The sequence below is a fragment of the Candidatus Nitrosopumilus sp. genome, from assembly GCF_965262695.1.
Lineage (GTDB): Archaea > Thermoproteota > Nitrososphaeria > Nitrososphaerales > Nitrosopumilaceae > Nitrosopumilus.
On record NZ_OZ253550.1, the window covers coordinates 1,555,603 to 1,573,527 of the forward strand.

Consider the following 17,925-nt stretch of genomic DNA (forward strand, 5'->3'; position numbering starts at 1 on the left):
GAGTCAATTCTTGTAATAGAAATTTCCAGATGATTTTTGGTTTTTATCTAATCTACTCTCTAATTTGTTTACTCTTGGTCTAAGACTCTTTTCATCTCGTCTAAATGACATGTCTAGTGATCTTAGGAATTTGTTCATTGCATCTGCTTTTGGTAGTGGCGATGTAGCTTTTCCTGCAGCACCTGATTCTCCTTCAAAAATTACCATGGTGTCTGAAATTAAATCCATTAACTGTAAATCATGGTCAATTACAATTGCCGACTTGCCAAAAGAGCGAACAAATTTCTGTAAGAATTTTGCAATAGCAATTCTGTCTTCAACATCCAAAAATGCTGATGGTTCATCAAGTGCATACAAGTCTACTTTTTGTAAAAGACAAGATGCAACTGCTACTTTTTGTAGTTCTCCTCCTGAAAGATTCTTTACTGATTTGTTGTAGAGTTTCTTAATTTTTAGTGGGTCAAGAATTTGTTCTTCTTCAAGACTTCCTTCTACTGGACTTCCATTTGCTTTGTCAAGTAATGCGACAACTTCTACATCAATATCATTTTGAAGATATTGTGGTTTGTATGCTATTTTGATTTTTTTATCAATTTCTCCAGAATCTGGTTTTTCTACACCTGCAATCATTTTCATCATTGTAGTTTTTCCAAGTGCATTTGCACCCATAATACCTAAAACCTCTCCTTTTCTTACCCTGCCAGGCTCAATTTCAACTGAAAATGAAGGATATTTTCTTGTTAATTTTGGATAGTTTACAATTTCACTTCCTTCTTGAAATTCATCTGTAGATGTAGATGATACGTCAAAGGAAAATGCCTTGTCTCTGAATCTCACATTTTCATTTGGCAGGTATCCATCAAGAAAAACATTGATTCCAACTTTGGTTGAAAGAATATTTGATACAATGCCATATGCTGATGGTTCTCCATATAGTACTTCAATATAGTCACTGAGAAAATCAAGTAATGTCAAGTCATGCTCTACAACCATTACACTTTTTCCAAGTTTTGCAAGACTTTGAATCACTCGTGCAACACCCGTTCTTTGAAAAACATCATTGTATGATGATGGTTCATCAAAAAAGTAAAATTCTGTATCTTTAGAAGCTGCAGCAGCTACTGCAATTCTTTGTAGTTCTCCCCCACTTAACTCCTTTAAACTTTGATCAACAGAATTTTGTAATCCTAACTCTTTGATTAGTTCTCTTGATACTCCTCGCTCATCGTATTTCTCAATTAGTTCTTTTCCCGTTCCGTCAAATGCTTGTGCAATATGATGTACTTGTTGAGGTTTAATTGATGCACGAATTTGATTTTGCTTAATTTTTTCAAAATGTTGTTTTAATTCAGTCCCACTATAGTATTTTAGAATCTCATCCCATACAGGAGGTTCTTCATATCTTCCAAGATTTGGTTTTAGATTCCCTGACAGGATATTTACAACAGTACTTTTCCCCATACCGTTTCTTCCAAGCAAACCTACAACTTCTCCTTTTTTTGGTGTTGGTAATTTGTATAATCGAAATGAATTTGGCCCATATTGATGAATTTTGTCAGTAGCTAATTCACTTGCTAAATTTACTATTGTAATTGCATCAAATGGACATACTTTAACACATATTCCACATCCATTGCAAATATCCTCGTCGATCTGAGCCTTTTTTGATTCCTCATTTAGTACGATACAATCTGCACCCGATTTGTTTACTGGGCAGTATTTTATGCACTCTAAACCACATTTTTTAGGCTGACAGAGCTCATGATCTAAAACCCCGACTCTATGCGTCATGTGCTAGAGCGGTAATCTCTTCGTTTTATACCTATTTTGAAGCCATTATCCGATTTCGTTACGTTAATAATTGAGATTTTAACATTGATTTTCAAGCCGGCCATAGCGTTAGGGTGCGACCCAATCCCTTTCCGAACTTGGAAGTCAAACCTGACGTCGCTGTTGTGCTACTAAGATGCGAGAGCCCTTGGGAAGCAACAGTGCTGGCATTTTCTAATTTACAATCTATTAATAATGAAATTAATCAAAATATTACATGCCAAATTGCTCTGTTTGTGGAGAAATGTGTGATAATGACATTCGATTGATGAATCACATGATGGAAAAACATGGTTGGAGAAATCCAAATGTTGGAAAACCTGACAGAAACAGCAGAGGTTACTAATTTACAACTTTTGTAAATAATCTAAAATCAATCTGACTCCAAAACCTGTTGCTCCTTTTGGATTGTATGATTTTTCTTTTGTTGCTGTTTGTGTCCAAGCTACGCCTGCAATATCCAAATGCGTCCATGGAGTGTCTTCTATTGCATTTCTCAAAAATGCTGCAGCAGTTATTGTTCCAGCTGCTCTTCCTATGCCCATGTTTTTCATATCTGCCACATCTGATTTTATCATGTCCATAAATTCTTGATTTAATGGGAGTTCCCAAATTTGTTCTGTAGTATTTTTTGATGATTCAAAAATTTTCTTTGATAATTTTTCATTATTTGAAACCATTCCTGCTACATTGGTACCTAATGCAATGATACAAGCTCCTGTTAATGTTGCAAAATCAATTATTGTTTTAGGTGAGTAATGTTTTTCCCCATATGCTAACGCATCAGCTAAAATCAATCTTCCTTCTGCATCTGTATTGAGAATTTCTGCTGTTTTTCCATTGTATAGTTTGATTATGTCTCCTGGTCTATATGATTCCCCACCTGGCATATTTTCAACAGATGGGACAATTCCGATTACATTAATTGGCAATTTTAATTCTGAAACTGCCTTCATAATTCCTAATACTGTACACCCTCCACATTTGTCAAATTTCATTTCATCCATATTTGTTCCAGGTTTTAATGAAATTCCTCCAGTGTCAAATGTTACGGCTTTTCCAACAAGCACAATTGGTTTTTCGTTTCTTGAACCACGATTGTGTTCCATAATGATCAGTTTTGGTTCGTTCTTACTTCCTTGTCCTACTGCAGTAATGCCTCCAAAACCTTTCTTTTTCAGTTCTGGTTTTGAAATGATTTTACATTTCATTTTATTCTTGGAAATAGTTTTTGCAAAATTTGCTAATGTTGATGGTGTACATTCGTTTGGAGGTAAATTGGCGATACTTTTTGTGAATATTGCCCCCTCTGCAACAACTTCTGCTGTCTTTATTGCTTGTAAAACCTTGTTTGATTTTGGAACAATTATTGTCATATCTGGAGAGTTTTCTTCTTTTTCAGCCTTGAATTTTTCAAATTTGTATAATGCCATCTTTACTCCTTCCACAATTTGTGATGTTGATGAAACCTGATCAATAACAAACGTAGGAGGTGTGATTATCGAAAATTCTTTTAATTTTAGTTCACGTGCTTTTTGAGCAATTCTGCCTGAAATTTGTCTAAAAAGATCATTTGTAATGTCTTCTTTTTTACCAATTCCTGCAATCAGGATTCTCTGAAATTGTTTTTTCCCTATAGATGGAATGACTATTAATTTGCCTGATTTACCTTCTATATCTTTGAGAGATTGGTTAATTGCAAATGATGTTTTGGCATCTAATTTTGGTAATCCTAAAACTTTATCTGATTTCTCTAATGCAAATCCACAAAGTAATTGTGTTTTCTTTGGAGTATTTTGTATTTTGATCTTCATACGTATGTATGATTTTCATAGTCTTATTTAGATTTATGATTTATTGTATTCTCTTAACATTTCATTAATTACTGCAGAGAAGCTTACAGTTCCGGCAGTTTCTTTGATTTTTTTTGCTTGAAGATTCCTTACTTTTTTTGCAACATCATCATCAATCATAATTGTTCTACGTTCTGCCATGGTATGAATTCCAAATATTGTGTTTAAAAGTCTATTTTTAGTATTCAAATATTATTTTCATCACAATGTTTTATGATTCCACTTTTGGAAATCAAACTTGCTGATCTAAGAAAAACTGCTTTAACTGATTTACAATCTTGCGTGCATTGATTATCTGTTTCCACTTTTGGAAATTTTTTTGATTTGTTTAAAAGAATTGTTTTTACCAATGGTAGTAACGCAGATCTCCCTCCGTATGCTTTTTTTTGATCAATAAACCAAAACATTTCTAGTGCAGATTCATTCAGAATTTTCTCTCTGATGTTTTCACCCTCTTTCGTATAATGCCCTATCATCTTCATTTTACCTCTAGCAAAAAAATCTACAACTTTTGCAAATTTTACGCACAAATAACATTGATTATCAAAAACAACTATTGGAAAATCCAAATCAATTTTCATACTGTATTTACGTTAAATTTAATTAAAAATTCTTCCTAATTCTAAACACTAGGGGTTTGTCTGTGATTTGGGAAGCATTCTCTACAATAAACAGGTCTGTCCTCTTTAGGCTTGAATGGTACTTGGCATTCATTTCCACAATCACCGCATGTTGCTGTGTGCATCTCTCTTTGTCTGTTGAATCTTGATCTTCCCCCAAATCTGTCTCCACTACGTCTTTGAGGTCTGTGATTTGGGAAGCATTCTCTACAATAAACAGGTCTGTCCTCTTTAGGCTTGAATGGTACTTGGCATTCATTTCCACAATCACCGCATGTTGCTGTGTGCATCTCTTTTTCTTCGCCAAAGGACATATCTTTCAAAATTTTGAAAGATTATACTGTAATTAAACTATTGTAAATTCTATGAAATTTTTATGACTGTTCAAATTTTGATATTATTTGATTATCTCCAGAATTTTTTGTAAATGTGTTTTAGAAGTAGATTTTTATTAAATTTGAAGTCAAAACGATCGATATGGGGCTCAATTATTATCAAATTAAGAAGAATATTCTTAGAGCTCGAAAATTAGTTATCAAAGCAACAAATACTGCTGGTTCTGGTCATCCTGGTGGTTCATTTTCAATGGCCGAGATTTTGGGTTGTCTATTTAACAAATATCTAAAATTTGATCCTAAAAATCCACAATGGGAAGATAGAGATCGATTAGTGTTATCAAAAGGCCATGCAGCTCCAGGTTTGTTTTCAAACATGGCTGTTGCAGGATATTTTCCAGAATCAGAACTTGAAACTTTGAGAAAATTTGGTAGTAAATTGCAAGGCCATCCTGATTTGAAATGTCCTGGAGTTGAATTTTGTGGTGGCTCGTTAGGCACTGGTTTATCCTATTCTGTTGGAATTGCACTTGCAGGAAAAATTGATTCAAAAGATTTCCATGTTTACACAATTATTGGTGATGGTGAATCTGATGAGGGTCAAGTATGGGAAGCTGCTATGACTGCGGCAAAATACAAGGTTGATAATCTTACTGTTTTTCTTGATAGAAACTTTATCCAACAAGATTCCTATACTGAAAAAATTATGCCTCTTGACAAAAAATTAGACAATGATAATCTTTCTGAAATGTGGAAAGATGCTTCTAGATGGAAAACTGGTGATAAATGGAGATCCTTTGGTTGGAATGTAATTGAAATTGATGGTCATAGAGTTGAACAGATTGATTCAGCTATTAAAAAAGCAAACGCAACAAAAGGTGTGCCTACCATAATTATCTCCAGAACAGTCAAAGGAAAAGCTGTTGAGCATATGGAAGACAATCCTGCATGGCATGGAAAAGCACCAGACTCTGATGTTGTTCCAATTATCAATATGGAATTAGATTCTCAGTTTATGATTGCACCATCGATTATTGCCGGTGACATGACAAATCTTGAAAATGAAGTTAAAAGATGTGTTTCTGGAAGAGCCGATTATATTCATCTAGATGTTATGGATGGTCAATTTGTTCCAAACAAAACATTTGATCATACCAAAATCAAAGAACTACGATCGCTTACTGTAATACCATTTGATTCCCATTTGATGATTAATGATCCTGTAAAACATGTTAGGGATTACATTGATACTGGAAGTGATATTGTCACTGTACATGCAGAAGTAACTGATGAATCAAGTTTCGGAGAAATTCATGATGTGTTAAAACAAAATCAAGTTGGTGTTGGTTTTGCAATAAACCCTGATACTGAATTACCTGAATGGTCTTACAAATTCTTGTCTTCCCTTGATCAACTTATTGTAATGTCTGTAGTTCCTGGAAAATCTGGTCAAAAATACATTGAAGAAACACATGCAAAAATGACTAGACTGAATACTATACTAAGAGAACATAATTTCTCAGGATATATTGAGGCTGATGGAGGTGTTAATCTTGAAAATATCGGCTCAATTTTTGCAGATGGTGCTCGTGCATTTGTTGGTGGAGGTGCCATAATTGGACAACAAGATGTACGTGCTGCAATTAGAGATTTCAGAACTGAGGTACTATCTTCTCGAAGACAACAATTGCTTGATAAAGCAAATGAACTAGGTGGAACTGAATTAGTGAATAAATGGATTGGATTACATGTTGTTGGTGAAAAACAAGAACAAATTAAAAAAATTGCACAGGAGAGAGGGTATCTTTGAATGAACCCGTAATGACTGACATGCGTTCAGAATACTCAAAATCTTTAATTCAACTTGGAAAAGAAAATCCAAACATTGTTGTATTGGGAGCTGATACTACTGATTCACTAAAAACGTCTAGTTTTGGAAAAGAATTTCCAAATAGATTTTTTAATGTTGGAATTGCCGAAGCCAATCTTGTCACAACTTCTGCTGGATTAGCAGTATCTGGGAAAATACCTTTTGCAAGTACTTATGCGATATTTTTACCTGGTAGAGCAGTTGATCAAATCCGAAATAATGTAGCTTATCCTTCCCCTCCTGGAAAAAAAGGTCTTAATGTAAAATTTGTTGTTTCACATGGTGGTCTTTCAGTTGGACCTGATGGTGGTTCGCATCAACAGATTGAAGATATTGCAATAATGAGAGTAATTCCAAATTTCCGAGTTTTTATTCCTGCAGATACAATTGCAGTTTCTAAATTAACATCTTTAATGGCAAATGAATATGGACCATTTTACATGAGAATGGCAAGATCCAAAACACCTTTGGTTCATTCAGACTCTCAAAACTTTGAAATCGGAAAAGGAATAACTTTGAGAGATGGTTCTGATTGTACAATTGCTGCATGTGGAATTACTGTCAGAATGGCATTAGAAGCTGCCGAAACACTTCAAGAAGAAGGAATTTCTTGTAGAGTTTTGGATATGTTTTCTATAAAACCAATTGATCATGAAATTTTAGAAAAAGCCGCTCGTGAAACTGGATGTATTGTTACTACTGAAGAACATAATATTGTTGGTGGAATGGGTTCTGCAGTTGCTGAATCTGTTTCTGAATCATACCCTGTGCCCATAAAGAGAATCGGTGCTCAAGATATGTTTGGTGAATCTGCTAGAGACAAGGAAATTCCTTTACTTTTAGAAAAGCATGGAATAACATCTTTTAATATGGTAAAACAAGTCAAGGAAATTAGGAGCAAAAAACTATGAAAATATTTCTTGATACTGCCAATTTAGAATCAATAAAAAAATTCAATGACATGGGATTACTTGACGGAATTACTACAAATCCTTCCCTCATGTCAAAAGAAAAAGGTAATCCTAAAGATGCGATGGAAGAGATTACAAAAATTATCAAAGGTGATGTAAGTCTAGAAGTTGTTAGCACTGAATTTTCTGGAATGATAGAAGAAGGAAAACGACTACGTGAATATGGAGATAATGTTGTTGTTAAAGTTCCTATGACTCCTGATGGATTAAAAGCTTGTAAGTCACTTTCTTCAGAAGGCATTCCCGTAAATGTTACGTTGGTTTTTTCACCAAATCAAGCTTTACTTGCTGCAAAATCTGGTGCAAAATATGTTAGTCCCTTTATTGGAAGATTAGATGATATTGGTCAAGATGGCATGAATCTAATTCAAGACATTAAAGATATCTTCAAAAACTATCCTCATCTAAAAACTGAAATTTTGGTGGCAAGTGTTCGCCATCCGATGCATGTAGTTGAAGCTGCAAAGATTGGAGCCGATGTGGTAACTTTGCCACCTGGTGTTTTAGATAAAATGCTTCAACATCCATTAACAAAAATTGGTTTAGAAAATTTCCTAAAAGATTGGGAAAAAGTTAAATCTGAAAATCCTGACGTCAAAATCTAAAACTGATATTTTATACAAATAAAATTACAAAAATGAAATTTTGAGAGGAATTTATTAACCTCTACTTTTTCTTGAACCAGTTCCTCTACCCGTACTTCTAGTCATTCCTTTTGTATCTGGACGAGATTTTGGATCAGGCATATCGCTAAGTTTTCTTGTGCCGGTTCCTCTACCAGATGTCACTCTAGTATTTCCTGCAGCTTTCTTTCTTGCCTCTTGAATTTTTTTAAATTCGTCACCGGACCATTTTTTGGGATCGTTATCAACTTCAATAGTTCCTGTTCCCCTTCCAGTTCGTATTCTGATTTTGCCCATGAAATTAGTTAAATTATCTGGTATTTATCTAAGCTCATTTTTGAATAAGATCTGATTTTACTATCTTTAGTTATTGATCCAGCCTAATTTTTTGAAATATGTAAACATCATAATTGCTGGAATAGCTGATGCAAGAATTACAATTATGAAAGTTGTAAATGGTCCTAAGAACATTGGATTTTCTCCAACTCCTCCTGGCAAATTTACGTTCATTCCATAAAATGTTCCAATCACTGTTGCTGGAATGGCTAATGTGAATATGATCGTCAAAACTGCAAGTACTTTGTTTGTTTTTTCTGTACTTAACACAAAATCTGTATCTTTGTAAATTTCCATTGTTTCTCTTGACTCTTCCAAGGTTTCAATTACTTTGTCAATATGGTCAATTACGTCATCAAAATACAATGAAAGATCCTCTTCGTCTCTCTCAGAGAATTTCTTTACATTTTTTGTAATTTCCAAAACAAATTTCTTTAATGGTGTGGCTATTCTTCTTAGTCTGTTAATTTCTCTTCTAAGTAATGCAATACTTCTTGCTACTGGCTTTGTTTCATCAAACACTCTGTCTTCGATTTCATCCAAATTTGCAATAATTTTTCTTGAAGTATGTAAAAGATCGTCTACTAACACATCTATGATTTCGTGAAGCAAAAACCCTGAAGATTTTTGTAATATTCTATTTTTTCTCTGCTCATCTGAATTTGATTTGCAAATATCTACTAATTCTACAAGTGGTTTGAGATCTCCTTGATGAACTGTTACTAGGAAATCCTTTCCTATGAATATTGATAATTGACTATTTTTTGAAATTCCAACTTTCTGAGTAAGTGGTGGAAAATGAAGAATTACGAAAAAATGATCATCATAACTATCTAATTTTGGAAGCTCAAATTTTGTCATACAGTCTTCAATGTTTAAAGCATTGAAATTGTACTTTTTAGCTAATTCTTCAACATCATTTCTATCTGGATTCTGTAGATCAACCCATGCAAATTTCTCTGCATGTATGGTCTTAATTTTTCTCTCAATAGAATTCTCTATGGTTTTTCTACCTGAACGTAATCTATTAGAGATGAATCCTTTTCTCATGTCGAAAAGTACTCTGATACAACAAATTTAAAGCGATCGTTAAGAGCCTACACAAAATCTATAGTGGATATGAAATAAAGAATTATGCTAAAATTTTAGGCTTTTATTACTTGTATGGAAGTAAGTACATTCCGCCGTAATATGTTAGTCCGATTGTAATGGCCATTGCAACCCACCAAAATCTCATAATAGAAATTTCACATAGTTAATAATAAATCTACAGTCTGATTTTCATAAAAAATCAAAGATTATTACTGGATAATCTCTTTTTCTAATTTGTGGCCTTCGTAGTACAGTGGTTAGTATAGAGGATTGTGGATCCTCGGACAGGAGTTCGATTCCCCTCGAGGGCCCTCCTTTTATTTTATGATCTTAGATTATTTCTAAACGGATTATTAATAACAGAACTATCATTTTGTAGGTCCAATACCTAACAGAGCTGAGATATTTTTCATATTGATATTTTTGAACATCTCTACTTCGTCATCTTTGTTATCCATACTAATGAAGAGTAAATGCTCTTCATCAATAGGAATGGTCATCCTCTTAATCTTCTCGTATGATGTAACTGAGTATAGAGGACTTCCAACTCTGTCTTTGATTTCTACACGTGATTTCCATGATTCTATTGTTCGATTCAATTGTTCTTTAGTTTCTTCTAGAGAAAATAATTGTCTAATATCATCACGGCGTTTTTGAAATAATAACTCTCCCTCTAAACTACAAATGGCTGAAAATCTGATATTTTTGTTTGACACCATTAAAACTTCTAAAAAGCTCTTGTAATCTTCCACCATCTTTTTCCCCTTTGATCCCTAAAATACATATCTTGAATTTCCCATTTTAGACAATTTTAGAATATTCCAAATTTGCTTGATTCCATTTCTTCCTTTATGGCTAACTTGAATCTGGGTGACTTGTTCTCTAAATTATTGGTTAACCATGTTAGAAACTTCTTTTCAGTACCTTTACCCTTTAATTTTTCAAAATCAGGTCCCATCATATCTACTAACTTTTGAATGAGTGATTTATTCACACTTAGTACAAAAAAATGCCACCCAAACGCAAATTCTGAATCTGTCATGACAAAATCTTCTTCACTATGAACCATTTCTTCTAATAGTGATAATTGTCTAGTTAGAGCTTTACTGGTTTTGTCGTAATCTACTGCTGATACATTAATGTGCATTCTTCCATCCATGGTTGATTTATGTAAAAACAAAATAAAAGGATTACACGAATTATTCTTTTAACATGGGTTCAAAATCTATGTCAAAATTCATTTTCATGAGTTTTATGTATGTCTGAATAGACTCTGGAATTTCATCTCCACACGCAACTCCTAATTTTTTTGCATTAATCCATATTACTAGAGTCTGAATAATTGTAAGAAATCGATCGTTTTTGATTTCAGGTGATCCAATTGCCTTTGTGTATCTTTCTGCAAATTCCCATGCTGTAACAAAATCCACACATTTTACACCAAATATTGCTAGCAATTGCTCTTGCATGTTTTTTGCTTTTGTAAATGGTACTTTGTTTATGATGTATGGAAAGTCTACTTTATCTGGAATACAATCTGGTAAAGGTCCCCAAATAGTAATTACTTTTGTATCTGACTTTAGACCTTCAAATTTTTTTAACATCTGATTTGTAATATTTTCATCTGTAAACCAAAACAAAATTATTGTTGCCTCAGAAATATCTGAATCCAAAACATCTTGACATTTTAATTCTGCTTGAATTTGTTTTTTTACCATATTCTTTTTGGCATTTTCAATTTTTTCACTATTATTATCTATCCCTACAGCTTTTTTTACCTGAAACTCTTTTACTGCAATTTCAATTCCTTTTTCATTTCCACATCCTAAATGATAAAAAATATCATCTTTCTCTAATCCTACAAATTTGAAAATTTCTCTTAGAGATTTTTCTGGTAATTGTACATCCTCCCCACTTAGTAAATTTTCAGGAAGTGTTTCTAGATATTCATCAATTTTCAATAATATTTGTTTTAAAAACGAGAATTTATTCTCTTATGCTTTCTAATTTGGAAACTGCCTGCCATAACTGGGTTCTTACATATGAAGGCATATTGGGATCTTGGGTTACATCATCAAGCAAACTAATTGTGTTTGCAGCTCTTACTGACAATGAATATTCATCATTATTCAAATCAGCAATCAAATCTGTAATGGATTTTTTTATTGTTTTAGGGGTTGAACTACTGGCAATAATCTGATTCAATGTATCGATTGCTTCTTTCATTGCTTCTTTGTTTTGTGTCTCGTCAGCCATTTTCCACCTTTTCTTAAAAATTAGAAGTATATAGTTACATCTCTACAAATACACTATCTGATTCAACTGTAACATTGTATGATGTTAAATCCCTAATTTTTGCTGGGAATTTTACTAGTTTCCCTGTCTTACAATCAAATTCTGCAGCATGCCATCCACATGTGACAACACATCCATCTAATTTTCCTTCTGAAAGACTTGCACCAGAATGTGTACATGAATCATCTGTTGCACAATACTCTCCATCAATATTTGCAACTAGTATGTCTCTTCCATCAATAGATACTTTGACCATTTTTCCAGGAGGGATGTCTGATGTTTTTCCTGCAATAATTTTTCCCATCGAAGTTTTTATCTAATGATGCTTATATTTTTTCGTATAGATGATTCGAAATGCAAAACTTTCAGATAAACATCAAGTTTTGAAATTTTGTCAAAACACTTTCTCTTGGGGTGATTATGTTGAACATGTTTGGGATTTTTGGATAACTGAAGATTCTTTGTTTGTGTATGAAAAACAACTACCTGTTGGAATTTGTCATGCCTTTTTCTCCAAAAACCAGCTTTGGATTGAAGGAATTAGAGTAGATACAAATTTTAGAAAACAAAAAATTGCATCTGAATTAGTTAAACATGTAGAATCAATAGGAAAAAAAGACAATGTATTATTTTCATTCATGTTAATTGATGCTGAAAACTCCGTTTCTCTTTCTATGGCCAAATCATTAGAATATACAATTTTTCAAACCTGGAAGTTTTATTCTCTTGAGCCTGAAAAAAATTCAAATTTCAATATTATTTTTGCAAATTCCTTGAATGATCATCTTTGTACTCATTATGTCAAATCTTGGCGATGGATTCCAATTGATAGTACAATAATCTCTGAATTATCTAAACAAAATAAAATAATTCAATCGAAAATTGATGATAAAACTTCTACTGCAATTCTTTCTGATTCTGAGCATTTTGAAAATACTTTAATTGTTACATTGTTTTCGAGTTCGGAAAAAACTGCATCCCAAATCATACTGTTTTTACAAAATTATGCCATACAAAATAATTATAATAGAATTCAAATTTTGACTAAAGAGAACTTACAAAACTTGAAATCTTTAGAGCATAAGCTTTCTTTTCATCTGTTGAGAAAAAATCTAGATTGACTTCACAACTTTAATTGTGTTATTTAAAATCCCTAAACTCTCAATTTCCATCTCAACTTTGTCTCCATCTTTTAAGAAAACTGCATTTGGTTTGTTTAACATGACTCCTGCAGGTGTGCCTGTTGAAATAATGTCTCCTTTCTCTAATGTCATAACTTTGGAAATTTTTGAGATTATTTCAGGTATTTTGATAAACATATTGCTTGTAGATGAGTTTTGTCTCAATTCTCCATTGATTTTAGTTGTTAATTTTAGATTTTGTGCATCTTGAATTTCATCTACAGTTGTAATCCATGGTCCACATGGTGCAAATGAATCAAAACTTTTTCCTCTTGTGAATTGTTTGTCTTTAAACTGAATATCTCTGGCTGAAACATCATTGAATACCATGTATCCAAAAATTACATTTTTAGCTTCATCAGGAGTGATATTTTTACAATTTTTCCCAACTATCAAGGCTAATTCTACTTCATAATCTAACTGTGTGACAAAATCTGGACACTCTATATGGGAATTATTTCCATTAAGTGCAGTTCTTGGTTTTATGACAATCGCCGGATCTTCAGGAGCCGTTAATCCTTGCTCTTTTGCATGATCTACGTAGTTGAATGCTAAACAAATTATTTTGTTTGGATTTGGAATTGGTGCCAATAGTTTGAATTTGGAGAGATTTTCTTCATAAGGCAAATCCTGTATTTTATTTTTAATTTCATCAAACCATCCATCAAAGAGAAAATCTTTTACGTTGTGTGGAATTGGTACGCCAGTAAGATAAGTTATCTCATCTTTTGTTGCAACTTTATCTCCTTTTACAAATCCATACGTTTCGTTATTCTCATGTACTAATCGTGCTATTTTCATATCAATCACTTGTGTGTAAAAATTGCTTGATTCTGTGAATCTTTTCTACAATATCCAAATCTAACAAACTGAATTTCTTCTCCTTCTTTTAACTGTAAATATTGAGGTTCTGTATAAACGTCTAATTCCTCTAAACTCTCTTCATTAAACTCTTCACCGTTGAATAAAATATTTGGAATAATCATTTTAATTTCATGAGCTGTTTTTTGAGGTACCCATTGAATTTTTGGTATATTGGATGAATCTCCTTCTCCAACAAATTCTCCTTCAAACCCTTCACTTACTTTTGTAATCTTAACATTACCTAATCCTAAAAGTCTAATCGATGTTTGTTCTTTGATTAATCCTGTATCGTCCCCAGAAATGTAAAAATCTTCAGTGATTTCGATTTTTCTTTTGCCCATGTCATTTATTGGATGATTGGGAATCTCAACTACTGATGTTGGCAAATTTTTTATCTTTAATTTTTTAACATTTTTTACCATAAACAATCTCATACTATCTGCATCTACAAATTTCCTATTGAAAGCTTCAAGAGCATCAAATGGGGCAAGAGTATTTGCTTTTGTTAGTCCTAAAGACATGATGAATTTTCTGATAGCTTCGGGTTTGATTCCTCTTCGCCTAAGTGCCTCTAAAGTTGGGAGTCTGGGATCATCATACCATGAAACTTTTCCCTCTTCAATCAAAGGCTTGATTATTCTCTTTGATATGGGCATCCCTTTGAATTCAAGCCTAGAGAAGAAACCCTGTTGAGGTTTTCTCATGCCTAAAGCATCTAAAATTGCATCAATAAGCTCTTTTCTTAATTCAAATTCTTTTGAACGAAATGCATGTGTTACTCCGTCTATACTATCTTCAATTGCCACTGCAAAATCATAACTTGGCCAAATCCTGTACTTGTCTCCTACAGTATAGTGTTTTTCATCTATAATTCGTAATAACACTGGATCTCTCATAACTGCATTATCTGCTTTCATATCTCCACGGAATCTTACTATAGCTTCTCCAGGTTTGAATTTATTTTGCATCTTTTCCCAACCCTTGTTATTTTTTTCAATATCCTCCGTACTACATTTACAAGCTTTCCTTTCTCTTCTATTTTTGCTGATGTCTTCTCTTTTACAAGTACAAATGTATGCTTTTCCAGAATTAATTAATTCCATTCCTTTTTCATAAAATAATTCCATATCGTCTGAAGTATTTTTTACTTGATCAAATTCTATGCCCAACCATTCCAATCCTACTTTGATTGCAGCATGATACTCCATCCTTTCAGCTTCAGGATTTGTATCATCCATTCTAAGTATGAATTTTCCTCCATACATCTTTGCATACTCTGAATTAATTATTGCAGCTTTTGCATGTCCTATGTGTGGATAACCATTTGGTTCTGGAGGAAATCGTGTAACAACTTTTCCGTGTTCTGCATTTTTTAATTCTGGTAATCCTTCTCTTTCTTCAATTTTTTCTTTAGGAGCTAATGCTTCTGGAAAATTTTCTTCTATCTCTTTTTGTTGTTCTTCTTGTGATAATTGATTCACTGATGCAACAATTTCTGAGATTTCTACTGAAATTTCTTTTACTTTTGTTCTAAATTCTGGTTTTGTTCCAAGAATTTTTCCTAAAATAATTTTGTCTTGAGTTTGACCTCCATGCTCAAAAGCATTCTGAAGAGCCATTTTTCTAATTTCTTTTTTTATTTCTTCATCCATTATGATTTACCTGATGATGTCTATACACTTCTCTTAACTACAAAATCTAATAATGCAATTAATTCTGTTTTTGCAGGACCAGAATATTTTGATAATGATTTTTCAGCCTTTTCAGCGTATTTTAGTGCCTGTTTTCTAACACTATCTTCTATTCCTAGTGAACGAATTACATCTACTGCACTATTGAGGTCTTTTCTTGAAATTTTAGAATTTCCAAATGCTTTTAAAATAATTTTTTTGTCTTTACCTTTTGCACGTTTTATTGCCATTAGAATTGGAAGTGATTTTTTACCTTCTCTCAGATCATTACCTACTGGCTTCTTTGTAATTTTGGGATCTCCCATTACCCCAATCAAGTCATCCGTAATTTGAAATGCAATTCCTAAATTTCTTCCAAATGATGAAAGATTTGAAATATCTTTATCTTTATTTGTTGCACATATTGCTCCCATTGCACATGATACATCAAATAATGCTGCGGTTTTCTTTCCAATCATTGTAATGTATTGTGATTGTGTTGGAATTTTTTTCTCTTCTGCCATTTTGACATCTAATAATTGCCCTTCACAAACATCTACACATGCTTTTGCAAGTCTTGAAATAAGATGTGTAGTTGCAATTGGAGATAATTTAGTATCTGAAATTACTTGATATGCTTTTGAAAATAATACATCTCCTGCAAGAATTGCAATTGGCATACCATATTTTCTGTGTGTAGTTGGAACGCCATGACGCATTTCATCATTATCCATAATGTCATCATGAACTAAAGTAAAATTATGAACCATTTCCACTGCACTTGCAGCTGGCATTGCATAGGATGCATTTCCTCCTAAAATCTGACAACTTCTAATTACCATGTATGGTCTAAGTCTTTTTCCTCCATGGATAATGAGATGACCTGCAGCATCGTAGAGTTTTTTTGGATTTCCTTTTAATTTTGATTTAAGATACTTGTTTACAGTTTTTGCATTTTTTTCAATCTGTTTAGTTTTTTTCATTTACTAATCTCCATTTTTCTTCTGGCAAATGTGTTTTGATTGCATTTTGCAATCCTTCATGAACATCACTAGTCATCCATGTAGATAAGACATTTGCATGTTTTTCGAGCATAGTTTTATCTGATTTGTCGAGTAATTCTAATGCAATTAGCATCCATGGACAATAAATCTGAGGATTTGTTTTGATTTCTGAAAGTAATTCACTAGATGAAATCCATTTTATTTCATCTATCTCTCCTTCAATCTCTTTTAGTTCTGTAGATTTGTCAATTACTCCAATCAATGTTCCACAAATTTCATTTTCTGAACCCACATCTTTGTAGGGCACATGATATTCAAATTTGTGTAGATAATCTAATTTTCCTTCAATTCCTAATTCTTCAGGCATTCTTCTTTCTCCTGATGAAACATAGGTTTCTGATTCTCTAGGATGACTTGCAAATGTGCCGTCCCAATCTCCTGGCCACAACATTTTTTCTTTTGCTCTTCTTGTTAGAACTAATCTTCCATTTTCATCAAACAATAATGCTGTAAATGCTCTGTGGAGTTTTCCGTTAGGTAAATGACATTTCACTTTTTCCTCTTTTCCAATTGGATTATCATTTTCATCAACTAGTATAACGAATTCTTCAGTCATTATTTCCCTCTAAACACTGTTCCTTCAAATTTCCTATTTTTAACCGCTTTCACGATTCTTTCAGGTTTGTTTCCATTTACAAAAAATACATCCATTCCCATCTTTGAAATTTTGAATGCTTCTTCAATTTTTCTAGTCATTCCACCTGTCACATCCATTTTATTTTCAGAGATCGATGGGCGCTCTCCTTTTAATTCATGAATTAGTTTTTTGGATTTAAGATCAGAATACACTCCATCTTCATTTAAAGCAAAAATACAAAGTTTGGGTTTTAGAATTTTTGCAAGATGTGTCATTATTTTATCCCCTGATAAAATGAATGTCTTGTTTTGTCCATACCACAATGCATCTCCAAAAGTGACTGGAATCAAGCCTGATTTTGAAATTTTTTCAATTTCTTTCACTTTTTTTGTTATTGGTTTATTTCCTGTCATAAAATCTGTAGGTGGAAGACAGTATGGTTTTAATTTATTTTTTAGAAATGAATCTAAAATTATTTTGTTTAATTCTATCATGGAGTTTTTTACAATTGCAACTCCTCTCAAATCATATTTTTTTTCTTTAGTGTGCATGTCGTATTTGACAGACCAATAATGTCCATAAGATCCCCCACCATGAACTATTATTATTGGCTCTTTGATCTTTTTGAGACTCTTTGCCAGATTATCTATTGTCTTTCTTCTTGCAGATAGTGGTTTTTCTTTATTTGTAATAATTGAGCCACCTAATTTTATGAGAATCATGTTGTTCCAAACTATCTATATA

General features: G+C 32.8%; 22 protein-coding genes, 1 tRNA gene and 1 rRNA gene. 7 read left to right on the forward strand and 17 right to left on the reverse strand.

Going from position 1 to position 17,925, the window contains the following annotated elements:
• Positions 1 to 3: 3 nt before the first annotated feature.
• Positions 4 to 1,791, reverse strand: a complete 1,788-nt coding sequence (locus ACQY2P_RS09450) for a ribosome biogenesis/translation initiation ATPase RLI (protein WP_428326355.1) — start codon at positions 1,789 to 1,791, stop codon at positions 4 to 6.
• A gap of 92 nt (positions 1,792 to 1,883) precedes the next feature.
• Here ACQY2P_RS09450 and rrf point away from each other — a divergent pair.
• Together rrf and ACQY2P_RS09460 are read left to right on the forward strand one after the other, a co-directional pair.
• A 5S ribosomal RNA gene (gene rrf, locus ACQY2P_RS09455) occupies positions 1,884 to 2,003 on the forward strand.
• Between the two features lie 44 nt (positions 2,004 to 2,047).
• On the forward strand, positions 2,048 to 2,176 hold the full coding sequence (locus tag ACQY2P_RS09460; protein WP_428326356.1) for a hypothetical protein: 129 nt from the start codon (positions 2,048 to 2,050) through the stop codon (positions 2,174 to 2,176).
• Position 2,177: 1 nt separating this feature from the next.
• Here the strand turns inward: ACQY2P_RS09460 and ACQY2P_RS09465 are convergent, their stop codons facing one another.
• Genes ACQY2P_RS09465 through ACQY2P_RS09480 form a run of 4 tightly spaced genes read right to left on the reverse strand, consistent with a single transcriptional unit; the run spans position 2,178 to position 4,617 of the window.
• Positions 2,178 to 3,644 carry a leucyl aminopeptidase gene (locus ACQY2P_RS09465; RefSeq protein ID WP_428326357.1) on the reverse strand — a complete coding sequence of 489 codons (1,467 nt, stop codon included), beginning with the start codon at positions 3,642 to 3,644 and terminating at the stop codon, positions 2,178 to 2,180.
• Positions 3,645 to 3,677: 33 nt separating this feature from the next.
• Positions 3,678 to 3,824, reverse strand: a complete 147-nt coding sequence (locus ACQY2P_RS09470; RefSeq protein WP_428326358.1) for a hypothetical protein — start codon at positions 3,822 to 3,824, stop codon at positions 3,678 to 3,680.
• Positions 3,825 to 3,868: 44 nt separating this feature from the next.
• Positions 3,869 to 4,264 (reverse strand): hypothetical protein, encoded by a 396-nt coding sequence (locus ACQY2P_RS09475; protein WP_428326359.1) that lies wholly within the window; start codon positions 4,262 to 4,264, stop codon positions 3,869 to 3,871.
• Positions 4,265 to 4,305: 41 nt separating this feature from the next.
• The gene (locus ACQY2P_RS09480) at positions 4,306 to 4,617 is read right to left on the reverse strand and encodes a CxxC-x17-CxxC domain-containing protein (protein ID WP_428325559.1); all 312 of its coding nucleotides are present in this window, start codon (positions 4,615 to 4,617) and stop codon (positions 4,306 to 4,308) included.
• Positions 4,618 to 4,780: 163 nt separating this feature from the next.
• Between ACQY2P_RS09480 and ACQY2P_RS09485 the strand changes: the two genes are divergently transcribed.
• From ACQY2P_RS09485 to fsa, 3 genes are read left to right on the forward strand one after another with little or no spacing between them, the layout of a single operon-like run.
• A complete protein-coding gene (locus ACQY2P_RS09485; RefSeq protein ID WP_428326360.1) occupies positions 4,781 to 6,448 on the forward strand; it encodes a ribulose-phosphate 3-epimerase in 1,668 nt (555 codons plus the stop codon).
• A complete protein-coding gene (locus ACQY2P_RS09490; RefSeq protein WP_428326361.1) occupies positions 6,445 to 7,419 on the forward strand; it encodes a transketolase family protein in 975 nt (324 codons plus the stop codon). The genes ACQY2P_RS09485 and ACQY2P_RS09490 overlap by 4 nt, the downstream gene beginning before the upstream one ends.
• Complete coding sequence (fsa, locus tag ACQY2P_RS09495; RefSeq protein ID WP_428326362.1) at positions 7,416 to 8,084, forward strand: fructose-6-phosphate aldolase; 669 nt, start codon at positions 7,416 to 7,418, stop codon at positions 8,082 to 8,084. The genes ACQY2P_RS09490 and fsa overlap by 4 nt, the downstream gene beginning before the upstream one ends.
• Positions 8,085 to 8,138: 54 nt before the next feature.
• Here fsa and ACQY2P_RS09500 read toward each other — a convergent pair whose 3' ends face one another.
• Both ACQY2P_RS09500 and ACQY2P_RS09505 read right to left on the reverse strand, forming a co-directional pair.
• Positions 8,139 to 8,399, reverse strand: a complete 261-nt coding sequence (locus ACQY2P_RS09500; protein ID WP_428326363.1) for a hypothetical protein — start codon at positions 8,397 to 8,399, stop codon at positions 8,139 to 8,141.
• A gap of 66 nt (positions 8,400 to 8,465) precedes the next feature.
• Complete coding sequence (locus ACQY2P_RS09505) at positions 8,466 to 9,488, reverse strand: magnesium transporter CorA family protein (protein ID WP_428326364.1); 1,023 nt, start codon at positions 9,486 to 9,488, stop codon at positions 8,466 to 8,468.
• Positions 9,489 to 9,769: 281 nt separating this feature from the next.
• Here ACQY2P_RS09505 and ACQY2P_RS09510 point away from each other — a divergent pair.
• Positions 9,770 to 9,841: transfer RNA gene (locus ACQY2P_RS09510), tRNA-His, on the forward strand.
• Between the two features lie 57 nt (positions 9,842 to 9,898).
• Here ACQY2P_RS09510 and ACQY2P_RS09515 read toward each other — a convergent pair.
• From ACQY2P_RS09515 to ACQY2P_RS09535, 5 genes are read right to left on the reverse strand one after another with little or no spacing between them, the layout of a single operon-like run.
• Positions 9,899 to 10,285 carry a hypothetical protein gene (locus ACQY2P_RS09515; RefSeq protein WP_428326365.1) on the reverse strand — a complete coding sequence of 129 codons (387 nt, stop codon included), beginning with the start codon at positions 10,283 to 10,285 and terminating at the stop codon, positions 9,899 to 9,901.
• A gap of 56 nt (positions 10,286 to 10,341) precedes the next feature.
• Positions 10,342 to 10,689, reverse strand: a complete 348-nt coding sequence (locus tag ACQY2P_RS09520; protein ID WP_048069737.1) for a hypothetical protein — start codon at positions 10,687 to 10,689, stop codon at positions 10,342 to 10,344.
• Positions 10,690 to 10,729: 40 nt separating this feature from the next.
• Positions 10,730 to 11,491, reverse strand: a complete 762-nt coding sequence (locus ACQY2P_RS09525; RefSeq protein WP_428326366.1) for an SAM-dependent methyltransferase — start codon at positions 11,489 to 11,491, stop codon at positions 10,730 to 10,732.
• Positions 11,492 to 11,516: 25 nt separating this feature from the next.
• Positions 11,517 to 11,786, reverse strand: a complete 270-nt coding sequence (locus tag ACQY2P_RS09530; protein ID WP_428326367.1) for a UPF0147 family protein — start codon at positions 11,784 to 11,786, stop codon at positions 11,517 to 11,519.
• A 34-nt stretch (positions 11,787 to 11,820) separates the two neighbouring features.
• On the reverse strand, positions 11,821 to 12,129 hold the full coding sequence (locus tag ACQY2P_RS09535) for a Rieske (2Fe-2S) protein (protein ID WP_428326368.1): 309 nt from the start codon (positions 12,127 to 12,129) through the stop codon (positions 11,821 to 11,823).
• A 40-nt stretch (positions 12,130 to 12,169) separates the two neighbouring features.
• Between ACQY2P_RS09535 and ACQY2P_RS09540 the strand changes: the two genes are divergently transcribed.
• Complete coding sequence (locus ACQY2P_RS09540; RefSeq protein ID WP_428326369.1) at positions 12,170 to 12,946, forward strand: GNAT family N-acetyltransferase; 777 nt, start codon at positions 12,170 to 12,172, stop codon at positions 12,944 to 12,946.
• On the opposite strand, the gene ACQY2P_RS09545 is transcribed toward ACQY2P_RS09540, so the two are convergent.
• The 5 genes from ACQY2P_RS09545 to ACQY2P_RS09565 are packed head-to-tail and all read right to left on the reverse strand — an operon-like array spanning position 12,938 to position 17,903.
• Positions 12,938 to 13,807: a fumarylacetoacetate hydrolase family protein gene (locus tag ACQY2P_RS09545; protein ID WP_428326370.1), complete on the reverse strand. Its 870-nt coding sequence runs from the start codon at positions 13,805 to 13,807 to the stop codon at positions 12,938 to 12,940. The genes ACQY2P_RS09540 and ACQY2P_RS09545 overlap by 9 nt on opposite strands.
• Positions 13,808 to 13,812: 5 nt before the next feature.
• Entirely contained in the window at positions 13,813 to 15,522 is a 1,710-nt protein-coding gene (locus ACQY2P_RS09550; RefSeq protein ID WP_428326371.1) for a glutamate--tRNA ligase, read from the reverse strand.
• 20 nt (positions 15,523 to 15,542) lie between these two features.
• The gene (locus tag ACQY2P_RS09555) at positions 15,543 to 16,523 is read right to left on the reverse strand and encodes a polyprenyl synthetase family protein (protein ID WP_428326372.1); all 981 of its coding nucleotides are present in this window, start codon (positions 16,521 to 16,523) and stop codon (positions 15,543 to 15,545) included.
• Complete coding sequence (idi, locus tag ACQY2P_RS09560; protein WP_428326373.1) at positions 16,510 to 17,160, reverse strand: isopentenyl-diphosphate Delta-isomerase; 651 nt, start codon at positions 17,158 to 17,160, stop codon at positions 16,510 to 16,512. Before idi ends, ACQY2P_RS09555 begins: the two co-directional genes overlap by 14 nt.
• Positions 17,160 to 17,903 (reverse strand): isopentenyl phosphate kinase, encoded by a 744-nt coding sequence (locus ACQY2P_RS09565; RefSeq protein WP_428326374.1) that lies wholly within the window; start codon positions 17,901 to 17,903, stop codon positions 17,160 to 17,162. The genes idi and ACQY2P_RS09565 overlap by 1 nt, the downstream gene beginning before the upstream one ends.
• Positions 17,904 to 17,925: the final 22 nt, after the last annotated feature.